This is a genomic window from Luteolibacter luteus, assembly GCF_012913485.1.
Lineage (GTDB): Bacteria > Verrucomicrobiota > Verrucomicrobiia > Verrucomicrobiales > Akkermansiaceae > Haloferula > Haloferula lutea.
The window spans coordinates 3,215,691-3,236,347 of the sequence record NZ_CP051774.1; the positions used below are offsets into that span (position 1 = coordinate 3,215,691).

Below are 20,657 nucleotides of genomic sequence, written 5' to 3' on the forward strand. Positions count from 1 at the left end.
CCGGCACGCCGCCTTTTCTGCGTTCGTGTCACCCGACGCCCGTCAGGACTTCGCCTTCGCTTTCCTCAGCATCTTGTTTGAGGGCGCACCCTTCATTCTGTTGGGCACGCTCATCAGCGGCTTCATCGATATCTATCTCCCCGCGGGGACGATGGATCGTCTACTGCCGAAGCGCCGCTTTCCCGCCATCCTGGTGGCCGGCCTGCTGGGTGCCATCCTTCCGGTCTGCGAATGCGCGGTGGTCCCGGTGATCCGGCGCCTGGTGAAAAAGGGCCTCCCGGTTTCCTGCGCGCTGACCTACATGCTGGCAGCACCGATCGTGAATCCGATCACCGCGCTCAGCACTTGGAAGGCCTTCAAGGGACCGGAAATCCCCTTCGGTCCGGATCTCTCCTTCTCTGCCAGCCTGGTGATGACCCTTTCCCGTCTCGGCCTCGGCTTCCTGGTCGCCGTCGCGGTCGGTGTGGTGGTTTCCCGCATCCCGATGGTGAAGCTGCTTCGCCAGCGTCTCGTGGATAGCCTCGCGAAGGAGGACACGGAGGAGAAGACACACGATCACGCTCACAGCCACGCCTGTGGCCATGACCATGATCACAAGCACGGTGAAGCTTGCGGCCACGATCATGATCACGATCACAAGCACCAGCATGGTGGCTGCTGCGGTCACGACCATGACCACGATCACGGCCACGGTCATCATCACCACGAACATGAGGACAATCGCCTCGTCGCCGCGTTCCGCTCCGCCATGCGGGACTTCGTGGATGTCGGCGTTTACTTCACCATCGGCGTGGCCATCACCGCGCTCTTCAATACCGGCATCGCCCCCGGCGCGGAGTGGCTCGATAGCCTCGCGAAGAACGATGTCGCCGCACCCGCAGCCCTCATGGGCCTCGCCTTCGTGCTGAGCCTTTGCAGCACCTCGGACGCCTTCATCGCAGCCACCCTCGACAAGTTTACCTACGGGGCGAAGTTGGCATTCCTCGTCTTCGGCCCCATGCTCGATGTGAAGCTGCTCTTCCTCTACCAGACGGTGTTGCGCCGCCGCTTCATCATCCAGCTGGCGATCGGTCTCTTCCTTGGCATCGGCGCGGCGGCCATCGCCTGGCAAGCCATCATCCTTAACCTCGCGAAGCCGTGAATCCGAAGCTGCAGCGCGTGATTTTCTCGATCGCCCTGATCGCATGGGGCGCGGTACTCGTCTACTTCTATGCTAGCGGGCGCATCTCGAAGTACTTGGCCCCGGACTTCCGTCCCCTGACCTTGGCTGGTGGCCTCGGCCTTCTGGTGGTGGGTGCCTTCAATCTTCTTACCGCGAACCAGCAGGCCTCCTGTGGCCACGATCACGGCCCGGATGACACGCACGACCATGAAAGCATGGACGTGCATCCATGGGCGGCTTTCCTCATTCTCCTGCTTCCGCTGGGAATCGGCGTGGCATGGACGAAGGACGCCTTCTCGCTCGGATCCCTGACTCGTAAAGGCCTGTTGGAAAGTCCCGCGGAAACCAGTTCGCTGCTCCTCGGAGCCTCGATGCCGAAGCTCACCAAGGAGATCATCGAGAAGCAGCATCCGAAGAATGCCGGGGGCTATCACACCTTCGGCCTCATGGAGCTGTTCTTCAGCGCTGGAGATCCCGAGATGCGAGACCTGGTGAAGGGCATGCCGGTCGAAACCGAAGGCCGCCTCGTGAAGGACCCGGATGGCGGGGCCAAGCAGCGCCGCCTCTACCGCCTCTTCATCACCTGCTGCGCCGCGGATAGCCGCGCGATCCCGATCATCGTCCGCTTCAAGGGCGAGGTCCCGCAGGTGGATGAAAATGCCTGGATGAAGCTCGCCGGCACGATGGACTATCCGGATGAGGGAGAGGGCTTCGTGCCCGTGCTGACAGTGGACTCTGCCAGCGAGGCGCCGCCACCGCCGGAAGAGTCCTTCATGCGCTCGAACTTCTGAAGAGCAGCAGCCGCAGGCTGTTCAGCACCACGATCACCGTGGAGCCTTCGTGACCGAGCACGCCGATCGGCAGGGGAATCCATGCGCCCATCGCGGCGATTCCTAACAGGAGCACCACCCCGAGCGAGATCGCGAGGTTCTCCCGGATGATGCGGCGGCAGCGGCGGCTGAGGTGAAGTGCATCCACGATCCGCTCCAGCCGGTCCTGGGTGAGCACCACGTCTGCTTGTTCCAAGACCGCATCGCTCCCGCGCAGTCCCATGCCGATCGAGATGTCCGCCGCGGCGAGGCTGGGCGCATCGTTCACGCCGTCCCCCGCCATTGCCACGCGTTCTCCCTTCGCCCGCCATTCGCGGATCGCCGCCACCTTGTCCTCAGGATGCAGTCCGGCACGGTAATCCTGGAGTCCTAGTTCCTTCGCGATCAGCTCGGCAGACTCCGGGCGGTCGCCGGTAAGCATCGTCACCCGGATCTCCTCGTCCGCGAGTCTCCGGATGAGCGGTGCGGCCTCGCTGCGCGGGGCATCCCGCAGCAGCAGGCGGCCCCGCAGCTCGCCGGACTTCACCAGCACTTCCGTGAGGCCGGCTGCCGGATCCGGCAGCGCGGAAAGCCAGGCATCATCCGTGAACATCGACCGCCGTCCTTGCGCTGATGCTTTTCCTCCGACATCCGCGGTCAGCCCTTGCCCTGCCAGAGACTCGAAGCCGCTGACCTGTCCGGCCTCCGGCAGCCCGCGCTTCATGTTCTCTTTCACGATCGCACGGGAAAGGGGATGCGTGGAGTTCTTCGAAAGCGCTGCGGCTACGGCGATCAGCTCGTCCTCGCGCCCGGGCGGCTCGGTTTCGCAGGAGAGCAATTCCAGTTCGCCCTTCGTGAGCGTGCCGGTCTTGTCGACGGCCAGCCGTTGGATCGTGGCCAGGTTTTCCACCGCCACCCCGCCGCGGAAAAGGATGCCTCGGCGTGCCCCGGCGGCGATGCCTGCGAGGATCGCGCTGGGGATCGAGATCACCAGCGCACATGGCGAGCATACCACCAGCAAGGTCATGGCGCGGTAGAAGGCCGAACTAGTCCCGTCGTCCGCGAAGAAGGCGGGGATCTTCATGACCAGGTGCCACCACAGGAACATCACGAAGGACAGCAACAAGATGCCCACCGTGTAGGCGGTGCCGAAACGATCGGTGAAGCGCTGCGAGGGTGCCTTGCTCGCCTGCGCCTCGCGGATGAGCTGGATGATGCGGGCTTGGGCGCTGTCGCCGGGTGGTCGCAGCACTTCGGTCTCCACTACGCCCCAGGTATTGAGCGTGCCCCCGAAGACCCCGTCTCCCACTCCCTTGTCCACCGGCACCGACTCGCCGGTGAGCGAAGATTCATCCGCGGCACTCTCCCCGCTGCTTACCCGGCCATCTGCCGGGAATTGTTCGCCGGGCAGCACCCGCACTTTCATGCCCGCTTTCAGTCCGTTCACCGGGATCTCCGTCGTGCTGCCATCCGGCTCCACGCGCAGCGCCTGCTTGGGAGCTTCATTGAAGAGGCTGCGGATCTCGCGCTCGGTACGGGCCATCGCCATCGCTTCCAAGGCACCGCTGAGGGAGAACAGGAACAGCAGCGCCGCTCCCTCCCACCATGCGCCGATCACCGCGGCACCCGCTGCCACGGCGAGCATCAGGAAATGGATATCCAGGCGAAAGCGCCGCAAGTTGCCGATGCTATCCAACGCCGCCTCCCAGCCGCCTGCCAGATAGGCCGTGGCATACAGCCCCAGCGCGACTTGTGGCGGGGCTCCGGTCCGCTGGACCAGCACTCCTGCCAATGTTGCCAGCCCGCAGATCGCTGCCGAGGCAAGCAGCCACGGCCATCCGACTTCCTCATGCAGGTCATGCGAGTGCTCGCCATGGTGTCCTCCCATGCTCCTTCCTATGCCACGGTTTTCCCCATTTGGGAAAAGGATTGGTTCTTCCCGGTAGGGGGCGCTTTTCCCGCAGGTGGCTGGCAGTAGAAACCTGTGCGCTCCACGGAACACATTCCGCCCATGGAATCCTCACCGGAGCAGCGCATCGAACGAACCGACGACTCGTCGGATTCCTCGGCTCACGGATCGCGAAAATTTCAACTGCCACCTTCGTTCCAAGGCGGTCTCGCAAAATCGGCCCTGTTAAATTCCTTCTTTTAACAGGCGTATCAGGTTCGGGAAATCAGAGGTCCCCGCACCCCTTTCATGCTCCGGTTGCCACTTTGGACCCATGTGAGCCCCTTGTTAGTCCAACAAACTTGTCGCCTAAGGACTCCCGTGCTATGCGGACTCTCGTCGTGATACCGCTCCGTCCCGTCGCCCGGATCGGATTGGCAGCCCTTCTGGTGCTGTCCGTCCCCGCGTGCCGGAATCCCCAGCGCGAGGCCATGCGAGCCTTGGAAAAGCGCGGGGTGCCCGCCAGTGCCGCTTCCCTGCTGAAAGCGGTCCAGACGGAGGACTCGGAACTCACCCGTCTTTTGCTGCAAGCGAAGGTCTATGCCGGTCAGCGGGATGCGGCGGGGAATACCCCGCTCCATCTTGCCATCGCCCGGGGAAACGTGGGAATCGCTTGGCAGCTGATTGAAAACGGCGCCGATCTCGCAGCGGGAACTCCCTCACAGGTCACTCCGCTTTCGCTCGCGGTGTATCAAGGCGAGACCGCCATCGCGGATCGACTCCTGAATGCTGGCGCCTCACCCGAAGGCCTCACCCCCGATGGCGACCAGGTTTTGCCGTGGGCGATCCGGAATGGCCGCCTGACTTTCGTCCGCCGTCTGATGGAAGGCGGCGCGGATCCTCACCAGAAGGACGCCGCTGGCAATCCGCTGCTGCACGTCGCCATCGAGGCCGGTCGCAAGGACCTGATGGCCGAGCTTCTCAAGCTGGGCGCTGATGCCGCAGCGGTGAATGCCCGGCGGGAATCCTCGCTGGTCGCCGCCTTGCGCCGTGGCTGGCGCGATCAAGTCCGGCCCCTGGTGCTTGCCGGCTCCGATCCGAATCTTCCCGACCATGACGGCAAGGTGCCGCTCCAATCCGCTATCGACAGCCGCGACCTGCCCTTCGCCAAGCAATTGGTCGGCCTGGGCGCGCGTCCCCTGAATGGTTCATGGTCGGCTGCGCTCTGGCAGGCCTACGGCAGCCGCGACATCGAGGTCTGCCGTCTCCTGCTCGGCCTTGGCGTATCGGTGGACGCAACGGATGCGAAGGGACGGCGTCCGGTGGAGGTGGCCTACGCGGACGACCGCGCGGATTTCCTCCATCTTTTCCTCTGCTACGGCGCGAAGGGTGATTCGCTCTTCTACGATGCCTGTCGTAGAAGCGCCGATCACCATGTGAGCCTGCTGCTCGCGCACTGCGGCTTGCCGAAGCCACTGCCGCCGCCGTACCTGGATACTTCACTCGGCATGGCCATCCGCTATGGCGACCAGCGCACCGCCTCCGAATTGCTTTCCCGCGGGGCTCCGGTGAACCAGGTCGTTGCCGAAGGCCAGGCTCCTCTGAATCTCGCCATTGCTTTGGCCCGTCCTCAGATGGTGAAGCTGTTGCTGAAATATGGGGCCGATCCGAACGAGGCGGTTATCCATCCCGTGTCGAATGACTTTGTTGCCCGCGTCCGTGGCGGCACCATGCGCTGGTTGTTGCGGAATGATCAGAACATCACCCCGATCATGCTGGCGGCGGATTCCGGCTCTCCGCAGACGGCGCGCTATCTCTTGGCCGCCGGAGCGAAGACCAGTGTCTGGACCCGCCGCAACCGGATGTGGCCCATCAACATCGCGGCGCGGAAGAGCGATGTGAGAATGATGCGCGTGATCCTGGGCAAGGACCCGGACATGGAGCAGCGCCGCATTCTTGTGGATCTCTCCGACCAGCGCGCCTGGATCTTCGATTCCTCCGGCCTGGAGCTTTTCAGCACCCCGATTTCCACCGGCCGGAAGGGCTTCGCCACCCCCACCGGAACCTATGCGATCACCAACAAGTATCGCAATTGGACCTCGACGCTCTACGACGCGAGCATGCCCTTCTTCCAGCGCCTGAGCTGCGGCGACTTCGGCTTCCACGCCGGAAACGTCCCGGGCTATCCGGCGTCCCATGGTTGCATCCGCGTCCCGCACGGGAATGCCCCGAAGCTGTTCTCCCTCACCGAACTCGGTGACCGCGTCGAGATTCAGCCCTAGGAGTCCTAACACTCCACCACGTTCACCGCCAGGCCACCGCGCGAGGTCTCCTTGTACTTCGACTTCATGTCGCGCCCGGTGTCGCGCATCGTCTTGATCACCTTGTCGAGCGAGACGAAGTGCGAGCCATCGCCCGCCATCGCCAGGCGCGAGGCATTGATCGCCTTTACGGATGCCATCGCATTGCGCTCGATGCAGGGGATCTGCACCAGACCGCCCACCGGATCGCAGGTGAGCCCGAGGTTGTGCTCCATCCCGATCTCCGCCGCGTTCTCCACCTGCTTCGGTGTGCCTCCGAGGTACTCCACCAGCCCCGCCGCTGCCATCGAGCAGGCCACGCCCACTTCGCCTTGGCATCCCGCCTCTGCTCCGGAGATCGAGGCATTGCGTTTATATAGCATCCCGATCGCCGCCGCGGTGAGAAGGAAGCGGTGCACCCCGTCGCGATGCGGCGAATGCCGGAAGCGCACTGCATAGTGGAGCACTGCCGGAATGATTCCCGCCGCCCCGTTCGTCGGCGCGGTGACCACCCGGCCACCCGCCGCGTTCTCTTCATTCACCGCCAGCGCGTAAAGATTCACCCAGTCGAGGATCGTTAGAGGATCGGAAAGCGCGGCCTCGGGCTTGCTACGGAGGTTCTCGTAGATCGCTTTAGCGCGGCGCTTCACCTTCAGCCCTCCGGGGAGGATGCCCTCCTGCGAACAGCCGCGCGTCACGCAGTCCTGCATCGCCTTCCAGATCGCATCGAGACGTGCGCGGGTCTCTGTTCTGGGGCGAAAGGCAGACTCGTTCTCCAGGAGCAGCGAGGCAATGGTGAGCCCCGTGGACTCGCAGCGTTCCATCAGCTCTGCGGCGCAGGTGAAAGGATGCAGCACTTGCACCTCTGCTGCGACCGGACGCTGCATTTCCTCTTCCGTGGCGATGAAGCCTCCGCCGAGCGAATACACCACCGAGTCCGCGATTGGTTCGCCCTGCGCATCCACCGCGGTGAAGTGCATCCCGTTCGGATGCAGTGGCAGCGGCTTGAGGCGCTTGAAGTCCAGGTCCGCCTTCTCATCGAAGTCGATCGTCTCACCCCACGGCGTGAGCAGCTTGCCGGCGCGGATCCCGGCCAGCTTCGCGGGGATCGATTCGATATCGATGCTCTCCGGTTCTTCGCCCAGGAAGCCCAGCAGGATCGCGGAGTCCGTGCCGTGGCCCTTGCCCGTGGCCGCGAGTGATCCGTAACAATCGCAGCGCAGGCGTGCGACCCGCGGTGCCAAGCCCTCATCCTGCAGCTTGCGGACGAAACGGCAGGCCGCTCGCATCGGACCCACGGTGTGGGAGGAGGAGGGCCCGACGCCGATGGTGAAAAGATCAAGCGCGGACAAAGTCATGGTGCCGTCGGCCATGCTCATCAGCTTACCCGGTGGATGCAAGACCGCCGGAAAAATTGACCGAATCCCCGGAAGCCACCGCCGGAAGCGGCAAACGAAGGATGCATGGACAAGCCCGGCCATTGACGGATGGGTCCGCCGGGTCCATGAGGGCCGTGCCGCGATGTTGAAAGACTTCTCCTTTTCCGCACTCGTCGCGGGCTTTGTTTCGGTGTTGGTGGGCTTCACCAGCTCGGTCGCCATCATTTTCCAAGCGACCCAGAATCTCGGTGCCACGCCAGCACAGACGGCTTCCTGGCTCTGGGCCATCGGGATCGGGATGGGGATTCCCAGCATTGTCTTCTCCCTTGCCACCCGGAAGCCGATCCTCATCGCTTGGTCCACGCCGGGTGCCGTGGTCATCGGTGCGGCAGCGGGTGCGGGCCACCTGACGATGCCTCAGGCGATCGGGACTTTTTTGTTCTCCGCGGTCTTGATCATGATCGCGGGCTTCAGCCGCGGCTTCGAGAAGGTGATGAACCGCCTGCCCCTGCCGCTTGCTTCCGCGCTCTTGGCCGGCGTGCTCTCGCGGTTCGCCTTGGATGCCTTCACCGCGATCCCGAAGAACCCGGTGCTGGTCCTCTCCATGGTGGCGGCCTACGTGCTCGGCCGCCGTTTCTGGCAGCGGGCGAACGTGCCGGTGATCCTCGTGCTCGGCATCGCGATCGTGGCCCTCCAAGGAAACTTCCATCTGGAGTCGGTGCCGTGGAACATCACCACGCCGGTATGGACCACGCCCGAGTTTTCGCTGTCCGCCCTGGTCGGAGTGGGGATCCCGCTCTTCATCGTGACGATGGCCTCGCAAAATCTTCCGGGAATCGCCGCCATTCGCGTCGGCGGCTACGAGGCTCCGATTTCGAAGATCATCGGCTGGACCGGCGTTGCCACCTTCCTCCTCGCGGCCTTCGGGGCTTTCGGCATCAACCTCGCGGCGATCACCGCGGCTTTCGTGGTGGGGCCGGAAGCGCATCCCGATCCGGCGCGACGTTACTGGGCACCGGTCAGTGCAGGATTCGCTTATCTGCTGGTAGGCCTTTTCGGGGCGACCGTCGCCGGACTTTTTGCGGCCTTTCCGCGGGAGTTGATTTTGGCGGTGGGTGGCTTGGCGCTGCTTGCCACGATTGGGAATGCGCTGTCTGCCGCCTTGGGGGACGAGGACTTCCGGGAGGCCTCGGCGATGACCTTCTTCGTGACCCTTTCCGGGATCACCTTGCTGGGAGTGGGCTCGGCCTTTTGGGGGATCGTTGCAGGGGGAGTCGTCTACGGCATCCGCACGCGTAAGGCGTAGAGGGTTAGATGTTCAATTCTGTTTGAACGGTGATTGAAACAAATTGACTTGGATTCCTGATTATCTCATGGTGTAGCTGCTATGAAGGCTATTCCCTCCCTGTCCCGGACCCTTGCCCTTACGGTTCCGGCGGTGGCTCTGAGTCTGACAGGCGCTCATGCCGCGTCGGATTACCTTCTTGAAATCGAAGGAATCAAAGGGGAGTCCACCGACGACAAGCACCGTGACGCCATCGAGATCGAAAGTTTCTCGTGGGGTGCCACGAACGACGGGATCGCGAAAGCGATCACCTTCAGTCTCGGCAAGCGCATCGATAAATCGAGTCCTCTGCTCTTTCTCGCATGCGCGAAAGGGAATCACATTCCCCAGGCCATCCTGACCTGCCGCAAGTCCGGCGGGGACGGCAAGCCGCTCGACTACTACGTCATCACCCTCTCCGATATCCTCATCAGCTCCTATCAATCCGGAGGTGGTGGCGGGGCAGGTGGTGCCACGAACACGCTGCCCGTGGACCAGATCTCGTTCAATTACCACAAGATCAAATTCGAGTACCGCCGGATGCTTGAGACCGGCCAGCTCGAAGATCCCGTCATCGCTGAATACGACTTCGGAACCAGCTCAAAATGAAAACCATCCTCCACCGGCTGCCGCGCCTGATCGCGGCAATCGCGGGGGTGCTTGGTTTGATCGGCTACGCTTCCGCAGAGGTCCGGGGTTGGGTCTGGGTGGACGAGGAAATTCCCGGAGAAGCCACCGATTCCGGCCATGAAAAATGGCTGGCGATCTCCTCCTTCTCCGCCACCGGAAATGACCCGCTCCCCGGCAGTTCGATCACGCTGCGCCGGTCCATCGACAAGGCATCGCCGTTGCTGATGAAAGCCTGTGTCTCCGGCCAAGTGTTTCCGGAGGTCCAGCTGCACGTCGCCCAAGTGCTGGAGGGTAAGCCAAGCCTCTTCTGGTCGCTTACGCTGAAGGACGTCCGCATCAGCTCCTGCAAGAACGCCGGGGAGAACGGCAGTGCCAACACCCCGCTGCAAGAGGAGGTGAAGATTATTCCCGCGGGCATCCGCATGACCTACTACCAGCTTTCGGAACCTTCCGCTCCGGCGCTCGTCACGATCCTTCCCTACACCGGGGACGTGGATGGCGATGGCATGTCGGATGAATTCGAGACCCGCTTCGCGCTGCTTCTTCACTCTGACGATGGGAATCTGGATCTCGATGGCGATGGCCTGACGAACCTCGAGGAATCGCGTTTGGGTACCGATCCCACGAAGGGATCCTCTTTCTTCAAGGCCACGGCCGGCCCGGGACCGGGCGGCCCTAACGAACTGGTCATCACTTGGAACAGCGTGCCCGGAGGAGTCTACAAGGTGAAATACAGCCCGGATCTCTTGCTGCCCTTCCAGGAAATCGCCACGGTGACCGCCATCGGAGAAACCTGCAGCCACCCGGTTGTCCGTGGCGGCGCGCTTGGCTTCTACAAGGTGGAAAAAGTGGAGCCCTGATCTGGAGGCATGTTCAGCGAATCGATCCTCTGCAACTGGGACCCGGAGCCATTCCGCGAGGCTCTGAGCCGTGCCGGCTATACCCGGCAGGGCCTGGAGGCCGCGGATCTCTACCGGCCCGGCGATGCCGTCGCGCGCACTCACCTTGCACCGAAGCTTTTGCCCGCAGACTCCTCCTTGCTCACGGCGATCCGGCTTTTCGATCTCGGCGAGCCGGTATCGGGAAAGGATGCGATGGCACTCTTTGGATCGAACCTGTTAGGCCTGATGCGCATCGGTCTGCTGGAAGGTCTTGGCAATGACCTTGTCCGTTCCGCGGCGAAGATCGATGCCACCGAGCAGGGCTGGTTTGCCTTCGATCATGCGGCAGCTCTGGTCGCCGCGAAGCCGGACTATGTGATGGGAGAGGGGAATTCCTCACGCATGCTCACCGCGCTGGCTACGGGCAGAAAGGGCGAGCGGGTGTTGGACCTCGGGGCTGGTGCCGGCTGGGGTGCCTTGCGGCTTGCAGAGCGTGGTTGCCGCGTCACTGCGGCGGACATCAGCGCGCGGGCTCTGGGCTTTGCGCGCTTCAATGTGTTGCTGGCAGGCCTTGATGACATCGAGATTGTCCAAGGCGATCGCTTCGAGCCGGTGGCCGGGAGGAAGTTCGATGCGATTGCGAGTAATCCGCCCTTCGTCATCTCGCCGCAGAATACTTTCGTATTCCGTGATGGCGGGGTAAAGGGCGACGGCTTCTGCGAATCCCTCGTGCGGCGCTTCCCCGACTATCTGGAGGAGGGCGGCATTGCGGTGATGATCTTCAATTGGTTCGATGAAGACCCGGAGCGGTGGGACGAGCGCCCCTTGGCATGGGCGAAAGACCGTGGCTGCGATGTCTGGCTTTTCCGAAGTGATCGCCACGATCCCGCCGAGTATGCCTTCCGCTGGCTCCGCGAAAGCGGGCGGGGCCGAAACCCCAAGCCGGAGGATCTCAATGAATGGACCCGCTATTATCGCGAACTCGGAGCCAAAGGCATCAACCTCGGCTTCCTTGCGATGCGCAAGCGGACCGGCAAGAACTGGCAGCGCTCCGATTCCCGCGCGGAGGTCAAGGTAGTGGCCACGGCGGGTGAAGAGATCCGCCGCATTTTCGACAACCAGACCTGGCTGAACGAGTGCGGACTGGACGATGCCGCCATTCTGGCGATGCGCTTCAAGGTGCCGGACGGCATCCGGGCGGAGACGGACATGGTGCTGGATCGCGGCTGGGGCATGCGGACCATCCGGCTGCGGAGCTCAGGCCAGCTCAGCTATGACGGTCAGGTAGATGAGTTCATCCTGCGCCTGCTCGAGGTTTGTCGTAGCGGGGGGACGCCGGGCGACCAGTTGAAAGAAATCCTGGCGAAACCGGAGTTCGCCGGAACCAAGGGAGTGGACGGCCAAATTGCCAGCTTGGTAAGGGAAATGGTGCGGCATGGCCTGCTGCTACCCGCCCTGTGAAGAGATGGTCGTTTGACAGCGCCGGGGATCACGCTTTGCTGGTTTCCGATGAAAGCTCTACTCCTCTCCCTGATGGCCATTTCCTCCGCCGCGTCCGCCGCCCTTGTCGAAAAGACCGTGGAATACAAGGAAGGTGACGTCACCCTCGAAGGCTTCCACGTCTATGACGATGCCGTGAAGGGCAAGCGCCCGGCGGTGCTGGTGATCCACCAGTGGACCGGCTTGACCGACTACGAGAAGGCGCGCAGCCGCCAGCTTGCGGAGCTGGGCTACAATGTCTTTGCGGCCGATATCTATGGGAAGGGGATTCGCCCCGTGCCGCCGGCAGCCGGTCAGGAAGCAGGCAAGTACAAGGGTGATCGCAAGCTTTACCGCGCCCGCCTGAATGCCGGGCTGGAACAGCTCAAGAAAGACGGGCTCACCGATACCTCGAAGATCGCGGCGATCGGTTACTGCTTCGGCGGCACCGGCGTCCTCGAACTCGCCCGCAGCGGCGCGGATCTCGTGGGCGTGGTCTCTTTCCACGGAGCTCTTGATGCCGCGGATGGCATGAAGGCGGAGAAGGGCAGCGTGAAGACGAAGGTGCTCGCCTGCCACGGTGCGGACGATCCCTTTGTGCCCGTGCCGCAGGTGCAGGCCTTTGAAGAGGAGATGCGTGAGTCCGGAGCGGATTGGCAGCTCATCGCCTACGGTGGTGCCGTGCATGGCTTCACCCAGAAGATGGCAGGCGATGACAATTCGAAGGGAGCCGCCTATAACGAGAAGGCCGACAAGCGCTCTTGGGAAGCAATGAAGGCCTTCTTCGCCGAGATCTTCGGGAAGTGAAGCTCACTCGTCCCACTTGCCTTCGATGACCTTCTTCTGTTCTTCCGGCGTCAGCTCGCCGGTCCAGACATAGGTCCCATCGAAGTAGGCCCGGGCACCGTGGAAGTAGGAGGTATTCTCACCTTCCACGGTGATCATGCCGGGCTTGTCATAGCCTTCGCGGAACGTGAGCCAAGTTGGCCGCTCCTCGCCATCCGGTTTCGTCTCGAACCATCCCATGCGGCCGTTCAGGCGGAACTGCCCGCCGATGCCGCCCACATGGAATGTCGGGCCGCGGACGACATTGAGAACGAACCAGGTCTTCCCATCCTTCTCCACGATTTCCAGGACGCCATTGTAGCCATCGGAATAGCGGCCGGCCCAGCCCTCCTTGCGCTGGTCCAGCTTGAGCCAAGACTTCATCCAATCGATCCGGCCCTCGGTCAGGCGGCCCGCGAGTTCCCAGCGGTCCACCGCCGTTTCCGGTGCGTCTTCCCGCTCCTGCCACTTCGCCATGAATTCGCGATGCTCGATCCAAGTGCGCTGGTCCTGCTGGAGCAGCGCGAATCGCTCGGGCGAGAGCTCTTTCTTGAGCTGCACATAGGTCTCGTTGAGTGCCTTGTCCTGTTTGGCAAACTCGGCCTTGGCGGTTTCCAAATCGCCGCCGCAGGCGATGCCCAGGGCGAGCAAGAAAGCGGTGATCGCGGATCTCATGACGGCATTCTGGTTCAATGACGCCGGTCCCGCAATCGGAGGCTCTCCCATTTTGCGATGGCGGCGACGACTTTCACCACGGCCACAGAAAGAGGATCGCGAGTCCTCCCGCGGCCGCCGCACCAAAACCCGCCGAGGTCCATTTGATGTAGCGGCCCGTACCAAGCACCGCGGCCATGCCTGCCTTGAAGAGCGTGTTTGCAAGGCCGCCGATCAAGATGACGCGCCAGCCGGTCTTGGGGTCGACTTCACCCGAAGCGACGAGCCCTGAGGTGGAGAGCGTGATAGCATCCACATCGGTGAGACCGGAAATCGCAGCGACAACATAGAGCCCGGAGTTCCCAAAGTGCTCTTTCCCCAAGGCCACTGCATAGAGCACGCCGACGTAAAGCAGGCCGAACATCACGGCACCTTTCAGCTCGGATGGCGCTTCTTCATCACCAGGCTTTTCCCCGGAACGTTTGGCGAGCCAGAGCACCGCTGCCGCGATGATCGCGGTCCACGCCAGCATCGCCGCCAGGGGTGGCAGCAAGGCCGACTTGTGGGCGGGAGCTGTTAGAACGACTTCCACCATCACGCGGGCAAAGACCACACAGGAAGCGGTGAGGACGATCGCTGCAAGAACCGTGCCCGCAGAACCTTCTGCCTTGCTCCGCCGGGAAACGCTGGCGGTGATCGCAGTGCTGGAGACGAGGCCGCCCAGGATGCCGGAGATCGCGGAGCTCTTCGTCCCGCCGATGAACTTGCCAACGAGATAGGCGACCAAGCTCATGCCGACGATGAGCACAACCATCAGCCAGATCTTGAACGGATTGAGGACGCCGAGCGGTCCCATCTTCTCGTTCGGCAGCAGTGGCAGGATCACCAGTCCGATCAGGACGAGACGGGCAATCTCCTTGAGCTCCTTGGCATCAACCTTCCGGACCGCACCATGGAGCGGGTCCTTATAGTGGAGCAGGACCATCACCGTGCCCGCGCAAGCGACCGCCGGTGCAAGTTGACCCGTGCCGGCGAGACAGCCGATGGCGAAGATCGCCAGCATCGCGAACTCCGTGGTCAGCCCGATGTCGGGCTCCGCTTGGCGCATGGCGGTGAGATTCGCCATGATCGCCATGGCCGTGCAGGCGACCAAGCCCCCTGCGATGATCCAGCCGCCAAAGGCCATGGCCATCGCTCCCGAAAGGCCGCCGAAAAGTCCGATCAGGCCGAAGGTGCGGATACCCGCCATCGGGTTCTTCTTCCACTCGCGCTCCAAGCCGACCAGAAGCCCAAGGCCGAGAGCAGTGCCGAGGCCCTTCAGCAGGACCAGTGTGGCGGCAAAGTGGGGCTCGTCATTCATCGCGCGGGAAGGGTTGTCCACCCTAGCCGCGGAATGCGTCTCTAGCAAGTTGCCGCGATTCCTTCTCGGCTCAACGCTGCACCGACTTTTCTTCGATCAGCTCCCGGTAGATCTTTGCCTCGGCTGTCTTTACCCGGGTCAGCTGGGAGTCCTTGTCCAGATCCACGAACAACAAACCGAAGTCGGTATTCGGATCGAAGGCATGGCCCCACTCGCGATTCGAAGTGATGGACCAGTAGTTGTAGGCCTTTACCGGAACTCCCTTCTTCAATGCCCTCTCCACTTGGGCGAAGTGCGCCTTGATATAGTCTCCGCGCGTCATGCCATCCGCAGAGGGCACGCAGCCATTTTCGACAATGAGCAGCTCCTGATCCGGGAACCAGCGATGGAAGCGCTGCAAGGCATGGAACAAGCCCTGCGGCCAAACCGGCGCTCTCAAGAACCGTCCGTGTGCCGCTTCCTCCAGCAGACGGAAGCGATGCAGCCGCCAAGTCGGTAGGCCCCAGTAATAATCCAATCCCACGAAGTCCTGCGCACCGATCGCTTCCGCCGGGCAGAGCTCTTCCGGCAATCTTCCCGAAGTCCCGAGGTACCACCAGTTGGCATTCGCGATCAGGCTGGTGGTGCCCCAGAAGCGCCACGCCCAGTTGAGCCAGCTTGACTTCGATTGCAGCACTTCCAGGCGCTCGCAGGGATCCAGTGCCTCCACCTCGAGCTTCGACTCATCGCCCAGCACCTCCAGCGCGATGCGCCGTGCCAGCCGCAGTTCCAGGCCTTCCTTTTCGCAGGAATGGGACACGCCGGGGGCATCCTTGCGGATGCCGATGCGGATCTTGCCGCGCCGCCGGATGCGCCGCACCCCGCGTCCGCTCGACATGCTGTCCGGCAGCGAATCCCCCCCGACGAAGACTTCGTGCAGTGAAAGCGGGCGCTGTGCGTCCTTGGCCACTTGTTCCGGCTGGGAAATCCAAGGAACCTCGCAGGCCAGCGCGAGGTCGTGCTGAAAGAGCGCTACCGCGCGATTCACCCGATCCATCAGTCGTCCGTGCCCGTGCGGTGCTGCCACCACGTAATGTTCGTCGCTCAGTCCGGTGGCGAGAAAACGGAAGCGCTCCCGATCCTTCAGCTCGAAAGGTAGCAGGAAGAAGGCATCGCCATAGACCGCGTGGATCTTTCCCTCCGCGAGTGAATTACGAGCTTCATCGTAGTTGGCGAAAACCTTCTTCCTCGCTTGTGCCGGAAGATCCCGCTTCCAGCTCGCGGGCTGGTTGCCAATGCCGAGGACTCCGACCTCTTTGCCAGCCAGGGAATTCAGTCCCTCGCCCTCGTAGCCTTCCAGCACCAGCACCGCCTTGCCCGTGCGCAGGTAGGGGTCGCTGAACTCGAAGCGCGTTTGATCGCCTTCGGTGATGCCGCCGATCACGAGATCCACTTCACCGCGCTCGCTGACCAATGCTCCCTTCGTGGTGAACTTGAAGACCGCCTCCGAGAGCCCGCGATGGCAGGCGCCCCAGTCCATCAGCATCTGAAGCCAGGTCGGGAAGCCGGTCACCAGCGGGTTCACGCCCACCTTTGCCGCCTCGTTGCGCGCCTTGATCCGGCTGCGTGCGCGGGCGTGCGCGCGGAACAGATTTGGCACCAGCTTTCCTACGGCCTCGGCCTCCGCTTCCACCTCCGTGCCGCGTGGCAGGCCTGGCGGCATGTAGTAGCGGTTTTGCCACCATGGACGGATATAGCCGAAGGTCAGCTGGCTCGGCTCATTGAAGGTGATCCACCAGTCCACCAGATCACCCAGGGTGTCCGCTACCTTGGCCGCATAGCTGGCGAAGAGATCCGGGAATTTCTCGCCGATCATCCCGCCATGATGCTTCTCCAGCCACACCGGCCACACGAAGTGGTGGAGCGTGACCATCACCTTCATGCCGTGGCTGCGGACGCACTCGGCGACCCGCCGGTAATGCGCAAGGGCTTCCTCGTCGAAGACCCCTGCAGAAGTTTCCACGCGTGCCCAAGCGATGGAAAAGCGGAAGAGCCGGCAGCCCATGCTGGCCGCCGCGGCAATGTCTTCCTCGTAGCGATTCCAGAAATCCGTGGCGCGTCCCCGCGGAGTCAGCCCTTGGTATCGCTCCCACAGATCCCAGACGTCCTCGCGGTCGGGATCGTACGCTTCCACCTGATGGTCGGCGTTGGCCGTGCCAAAAAGGAAACCGTTGGGGAGTGCCATGTGCGGGCAGCTTGAAAGATCGCGGGCCGATGGCAAAGCCCGCGTTTTCATCGATCGGATGTCACAGGATCTTCTCCCTTGCGGCCTTGACGCCCGGCTGCCCGTTCCTGCGAGTAAGGGCATGCACGTCCGCCGTCTCCCCGCTCTCGGTTTCCTGCTTTGTCTCCTCGGTGCCGGGGGTGCCCGGGCCGCTGATTTCTACATTTCCCCCGCAGGGAGCGATGCCAATCCCGGCTCGCTGGCCCTCCCTTGGAAAAGCTTCGCTTACGCCGTCGCCCAGCTGAAGGGCGGTGATACGCTCAATCTCCGTGCCGGCACCTACGCCGAGCGTCTCATCCTGAGTGGCAAGACCGCCAGTGTTGCTTCCCCGATCGTGATTCGTGCCTACCAAGGCGAGGCGCCCGTGATCGATGGCACTAGCCTGATCGTTCCCAGCGGCGGACTTATCGGCTTGGTGACGGTTCAGAATTGCAGCCACATTCATCTCGAGGGTCTGGATATTGGGAACTACAAGACCATCATCGCCAATCGAATCCCGGTCGGCATCCAGATCGAAGGCAGCGGCAGCGGGATCAAGGTGAGCGGCTGCAAGGTCCATCACATTTGGCAGAGCGCCACCTCTGCTACTTCCGATGGCTTCGGCATCGCGGTCTACGGCACCTCCGCCACGCCGATCGATGGCCTGGTCCTGGAGAACAACGAGGTTTTCAATCTCCGGACCGGGCAGAGCGAATCCGTGGTGCTGAATGGCAACGTCACCAACTTTGCGGTGATCGGAAACCATGTCCACGATTGCAACAACATCGGCATCGACTTTATCGGCTACGAGGAATCCGCCCCGGCCGACTTCGATCGCGCGCGGAATGGCATCTGTCGCGGCAACTTGGTCCACGGCATCGATAGTTCCTTCAATCCCGGCTATGGCGGGAACTTCACGACCGGCGGTGGCGAGCGCTCCGCCGCGGGTATCTATATCGATGGCGGCACGAACATCACCGTTGAGGGAAACCGCGTCTATGGCTGCAACTTCGGCATCGAACTCGCAAGCGAGCACGCCAGCGGAGCCACCGATGAAATCCACCTGTTGAACAACCTGATTCACCACAATATGGGCGCCGGGCTGATCATGGGAGGCTACGATGCCAATCGCGGGAAGACACGGCTTTGCGAGATCCGCAATAACACCCTTTACCTCAATGATACCCTCCAGACCTTCGGAGGACAGGTCGCCATCCAGTTCTACTTCGAGCAGAATACCTTCAGGAATAACATCGTCTGGGCAAATCCCGCCACCAGGCAGATGGTCGTCCACTACGCCGAAGGAGGCACTGCCTCGCAACGGGTGTTCGGGCAGGGAAATGTTTTCGAGGACAACATCTACTTCTGCCAAGGTGCAGAGTCCGAAATCCAATTCGGCCTGAATCTAACCGGTGAAGGACCCGATGCGGGGAATACGGCCTATACCGGTCTCACCGCATGGCGGGCGGCGGTTGGCAGCGATTCGCGCTCAAGCTTCCATGATCCGGAATTTGTGGTAGCTGCGCCTGCTGGTAGCGCACAGGCGGGCGACTTCAAGCTGAGTGCCTCTTCCTTTTGCCGTGACCGCGGCGAGCCATCCTTCGTGCCGCCAGCAGGGGAGGAGGATTACTTCGGGAACTCGCGGCTTGCGGGAGCGAGGGTCGATGTCGGCTTCCATGAGCTGGCATCCGGATTGAACGCTTGGCGTGCGATGTACTTCGGCGTTGCCGACGGAAGCGGTACTTCCGGAGACGATGAAGATCCGGATCGCGATGGCGTGCGCAATTTGATTGAGTATTCGCAGGGAATGGACCCGCTGCACTCCGATCTGCAGCTTGCCCCTTCCGGTGTAAACGAGGGTGAGGTCTTCCGCTTCCGTTACCGGAAGGCAGACGCCTCGCTAAGCTATCAGGTGCAGGCATCCGATGGCACCGGCCCTTGGACGGAAGTCCAGGCTGCGGAGCAAACGGATGGGAACGGAAACTACTGGCGGGATCTTCCGTATGGCCCGGGCAAGTTGTTCGTGAGGCTTTCGGTGAGCTACTGAGAAGCCTCCCTGCTTCTCACCACCACGATTCCATCTGGACGCCCCAGCTCCAGCCTTCGGTGTCGCGGGCATAGTCGACCCCGCCCACGCTTCCTTCCAAGCCGTCCGCCCACATGGCATAGGTCAGGAAGCCGCGAAGCACAGGGCGGCTGAAGAACTCCCCGCCGAAGGAGATCTGGGGTGCCAGCGTGATTTTGCCGAGCATCCCGCTGTTTCCGGAAGAGTTGCCGGAAATCCAATCGACTCCGGGTTCCAGCGCGATGCTGAAGGTGTCATTGAAATGCCAGATCGGTCGCACGCCTCCGGAGACCCAGTGCTGGTAAGGCGCGTTGTCCCCGAACTCCGTGTATTGATAGACCATCGCGCTACCGATGGAGAAGTGCTCGAAGGGCTTGAACACCCACTGGTCGGTCGCGCGGAAGCGCCATGATTCGTCGGGATCCGGGCGGATGAAGGTGCCATCGGGTGTGTTGAAATTCTCGAAGCCGGTCGTGAAGGTCTTGGCTGGCCCCGTGCCAAATTGCAGGGAGGTCTTGTGCAGGCTTTCCATGTCGAGGAAGTCCTCGGTGGTCCGCACCAGGCTCACCGAGAAACCATCTGCATCCGGGGCTTGGAGACCATTGGAGTCGACTCCCGATTCCGCGCTGGAATAGGCAATGCCCAGCTCGCCCTTCGACTTGCCGCCGAACGGCCAGTCATACCAGCGGATGTCGAAGCTGTTCTTGCTGTAGCCGGCGACGTTCAAAGGATCGGGATTGCCGAGGTCGGTGTAGATCGCGCTCTCCGCGCCATCGCCGATCCATGCCACGGCCAGCTTGCCGGCACCCAGCGGCACGTCCTCGATGCCTGCGCCCCCGCCACTCATGTCCCAGAAGTAGAAGTCGTTGATGTGAATGTCATGCCGCCGGTAGAAACGACTGCCGGCCCAGAACTTCGCTTCCGGCATGGATGGGATCACGTTCGTGATCGATCCCCAGATTTCAGGCAGGGAGAAGTCGGTATCCGAAGCCGCTCCGTAGTTGTCATAGGGGTTGAAGAAGGCCATCCGCAGATTCACGCGGGCTACCGGGTCGTTCGGGTTTGCGCCGCTTGAAGAAAAGATCCCCGCAGGAAAGAAGGTCTTTGCGAAGGCGAGCTCGCCGTAGTTCTCCGCTTCGTTACCCAGGCGATACTTCGCCACGCCGGGAATCCCGAAGGCTCGCAGCGGACCACCGGAATCCGATCGACCATAGCCCGCGCGGAAATAACCGGTGATATCCAGGTAGCCCTCCAGCACTTCCTCGATCCGGGCATCCAGCGCCTTCTCCGCATCGGGCCTGCGGGCGATGTCCCGCACTTCGGTGTCGCCGCGGAATTGCTCATCCGTGCGTTTGCGGCGCTCGCGGATCGCCTCCGCCAAGGAGCTGTCCTCGTCGGTTGTTGCGTCCGCTTCGCCCTCGGCTGTGGCAGCGGCTTGGGGTGCCCGGCGGCTCGCCTGCGAGGACGAGGCCTTCTTCTTCGGTGCTGGCTTCTCTTCGAGTTCTTGGATGCGCGATTCCAGCTTCTCGATGCGGCTCTCGTACTCGTGCCGCATGGCTTGGATCTCCTTTCTCAAAGCTTCCGTCGCGTCTTCTTGGGAAAGAGCGGGAAGTGCCGACATGAACATGGCTCCAGCAATGCCGGGGATGGATTTGCCCA

At 62.5% G+C, this 20,657-nt stretch carries 15 protein-coding genes; 9 read left to right on the forward strand and 6 right to left on the reverse strand.

Annotated elements, in window-relative coordinates; translation table 11 throughout:
* Positions 1-25: 25 nt before the first annotated feature.
* Together HHL09_RS13405 and HHL09_RS13410 are read left to right on the forward strand one after the other, a co-directional pair.
* The gene (locus tag HHL09_RS13405; protein ID WP_169455137.1) at positions 26-1,141 is read left to right on the forward strand and encodes a permease; all 1,116 of its coding nucleotides are present in this window, start codon (positions 26-28) and stop codon (positions 1,139-1,141) included.
* The gene (locus HHL09_RS13410) at positions 1,138-1,953 is read left to right on the forward strand and encodes a TIGR03943 family putative permease subunit (RefSeq protein ID WP_169455138.1); all 816 of its coding nucleotides are present in this window, start codon (positions 1,138-1,140) and stop codon (positions 1,951-1,953) included. Before HHL09_RS13405 ends, HHL09_RS13410 begins: the two co-directional genes overlap by 4 nt.
* Here HHL09_RS13410 and HHL09_RS13415 read toward each other — a convergent pair.
* Positions 1,934-3,859, reverse strand: coding sequence for a heavy metal translocating P-type ATPase (locus tag HHL09_RS13415; RefSeq protein WP_169455139.1), 1,926 nt, complete (start codon positions 3,857-3,859; stop codon positions 1,934-1,936). The genes HHL09_RS13410 and HHL09_RS13415 overlap by 20 nt on opposite strands.
* A gap of 401 nt (positions 3,860-4,260) precedes the next feature.
* Here HHL09_RS13415 and HHL09_RS13420 point away from each other — a divergent pair, with 401 nt between their 5' ends.
* Complete coding sequence (locus tag HHL09_RS13420) at positions 4,261-6,141, forward strand: ankyrin repeat domain-containing protein (protein ID WP_169455140.1); 1,881 nt, start codon at positions 4,261-4,263, stop codon at positions 6,139-6,141.
* A gap of 5 nt (positions 6,142-6,146) precedes the next feature.
* Here HHL09_RS13420 and HHL09_RS13425 read toward each other — a convergent pair whose 3' ends face one another.
* Positions 6,147-7,517: an L-serine ammonia-lyase gene (locus tag HHL09_RS13425; protein ID WP_169457758.1), complete on the reverse strand. Its 1,371-nt coding sequence runs from the start codon at positions 7,515-7,517 to the stop codon at positions 6,147-6,149.
* A gap of 163 nt (positions 7,518-7,680) precedes the next feature.
* Between HHL09_RS13425 and HHL09_RS13430 the strand changes: the two genes are divergently transcribed.
* From HHL09_RS13430 to HHL09_RS13450, 5 genes are all read left to right on the forward strand, one after another.
* Positions 7,681-8,844, forward strand: coding sequence for a benzoate/H(+) symporter BenE family transporter (locus tag HHL09_RS13430; protein WP_169455141.1), 1,164 nt, complete (start codon positions 7,681-7,683; stop codon positions 8,842-8,844).
* Between the two features lie 81 nt (positions 8,845-8,925).
* Positions 8,926-9,471 carry an Hcp family type VI secretion system effector gene (locus tag HHL09_RS13435; RefSeq protein ID WP_169455142.1) on the forward strand — a complete coding sequence of 182 codons (546 nt, stop codon included), beginning with the start codon at positions 8,926-8,928 and terminating at the stop codon, positions 9,469-9,471.
* Positions 9,468-10,352 (forward strand): type VI secretion system tube protein Hcp, encoded by an 885-nt coding sequence (locus HHL09_RS13440; RefSeq protein WP_169455143.1) that lies wholly within the window; start codon positions 9,468-9,470, stop codon positions 10,350-10,352. Before HHL09_RS13435 ends, HHL09_RS13440 begins: the two co-directional genes overlap by 4 nt.
* Before the next feature lie 9 nt (positions 10,353-10,361).
* Positions 10,362-11,834, forward strand: a complete 1,473-nt coding sequence (locus tag HHL09_RS13445; RefSeq protein ID WP_169455144.1) for a methyltransferase — start codon at positions 10,362-10,364, stop codon at positions 11,832-11,834.
* A gap of 48 nt (positions 11,835-11,882) precedes the next feature.
* Positions 11,883-12,659 carry a dienelactone hydrolase family protein gene (locus HHL09_RS13450; protein ID WP_169455145.1) on the forward strand — a complete coding sequence of 259 codons (777 nt, stop codon included), beginning with the start codon at positions 11,883-11,885 and terminating at the stop codon, positions 12,657-12,659.
* Positions 12,660-12,662: 3 nt separating this feature from the next.
* Here the strand turns inward: HHL09_RS13450 and HHL09_RS13455 are convergent, their stop codons facing one another.
* From HHL09_RS13455 to HHL09_RS13465, 3 genes are all read right to left on the reverse strand, one after another.
* Positions 12,663-13,352 carry a lysozyme inhibitor LprI family protein gene (locus tag HHL09_RS13455; RefSeq protein WP_169455146.1) on the reverse strand — a complete coding sequence of 230 codons (690 nt, stop codon included), beginning with the start codon at positions 13,350-13,352 and terminating at the stop codon, positions 12,663-12,665.
* Positions 13,353-13,425: 73 nt separating this feature from the next.
* On the reverse strand, positions 13,426-14,691 hold the full coding sequence (locus HHL09_RS13460) for an MgtC/SapB family protein (RefSeq protein WP_169455147.1): 1,266 nt from the start codon (positions 14,689-14,691) through the stop codon (positions 13,426-13,428).
* 70 nt (positions 14,692-14,761) lie between these two features.
* Entirely contained in the window at positions 14,762-16,915 is a 2,154-nt protein-coding gene (locus HHL09_RS13465; RefSeq protein ID WP_169455148.1) for a family 1 glycosylhydrolase, read from the reverse strand.
* Between the two features lie 58 nt (positions 16,916-16,973).
* Between HHL09_RS13465 and HHL09_RS13470 the strand changes: the two genes are divergently transcribed.
* Positions 16,974-18,980 (forward strand): right-handed parallel beta-helix repeat-containing protein, encoded by a 2,007-nt coding sequence (locus HHL09_RS13470; protein WP_169455149.1) that lies wholly within the window; start codon positions 16,974-16,976, stop codon positions 18,978-18,980.
* Between the two features lie 16 nt (positions 18,981-18,996).
* Here HHL09_RS13470 and HHL09_RS13475 read toward each other — a convergent pair whose 3' ends face one another.
* Positions 18,997-20,619, reverse strand: a complete 1,623-nt coding sequence (locus HHL09_RS13475) for a maltoporin (RefSeq protein ID WP_169455150.1) — start codon at positions 20,617-20,619, stop codon at positions 18,997-18,999.
* Between the last annotated feature and the right edge of the window lie 38 nt (positions 20,620-20,657).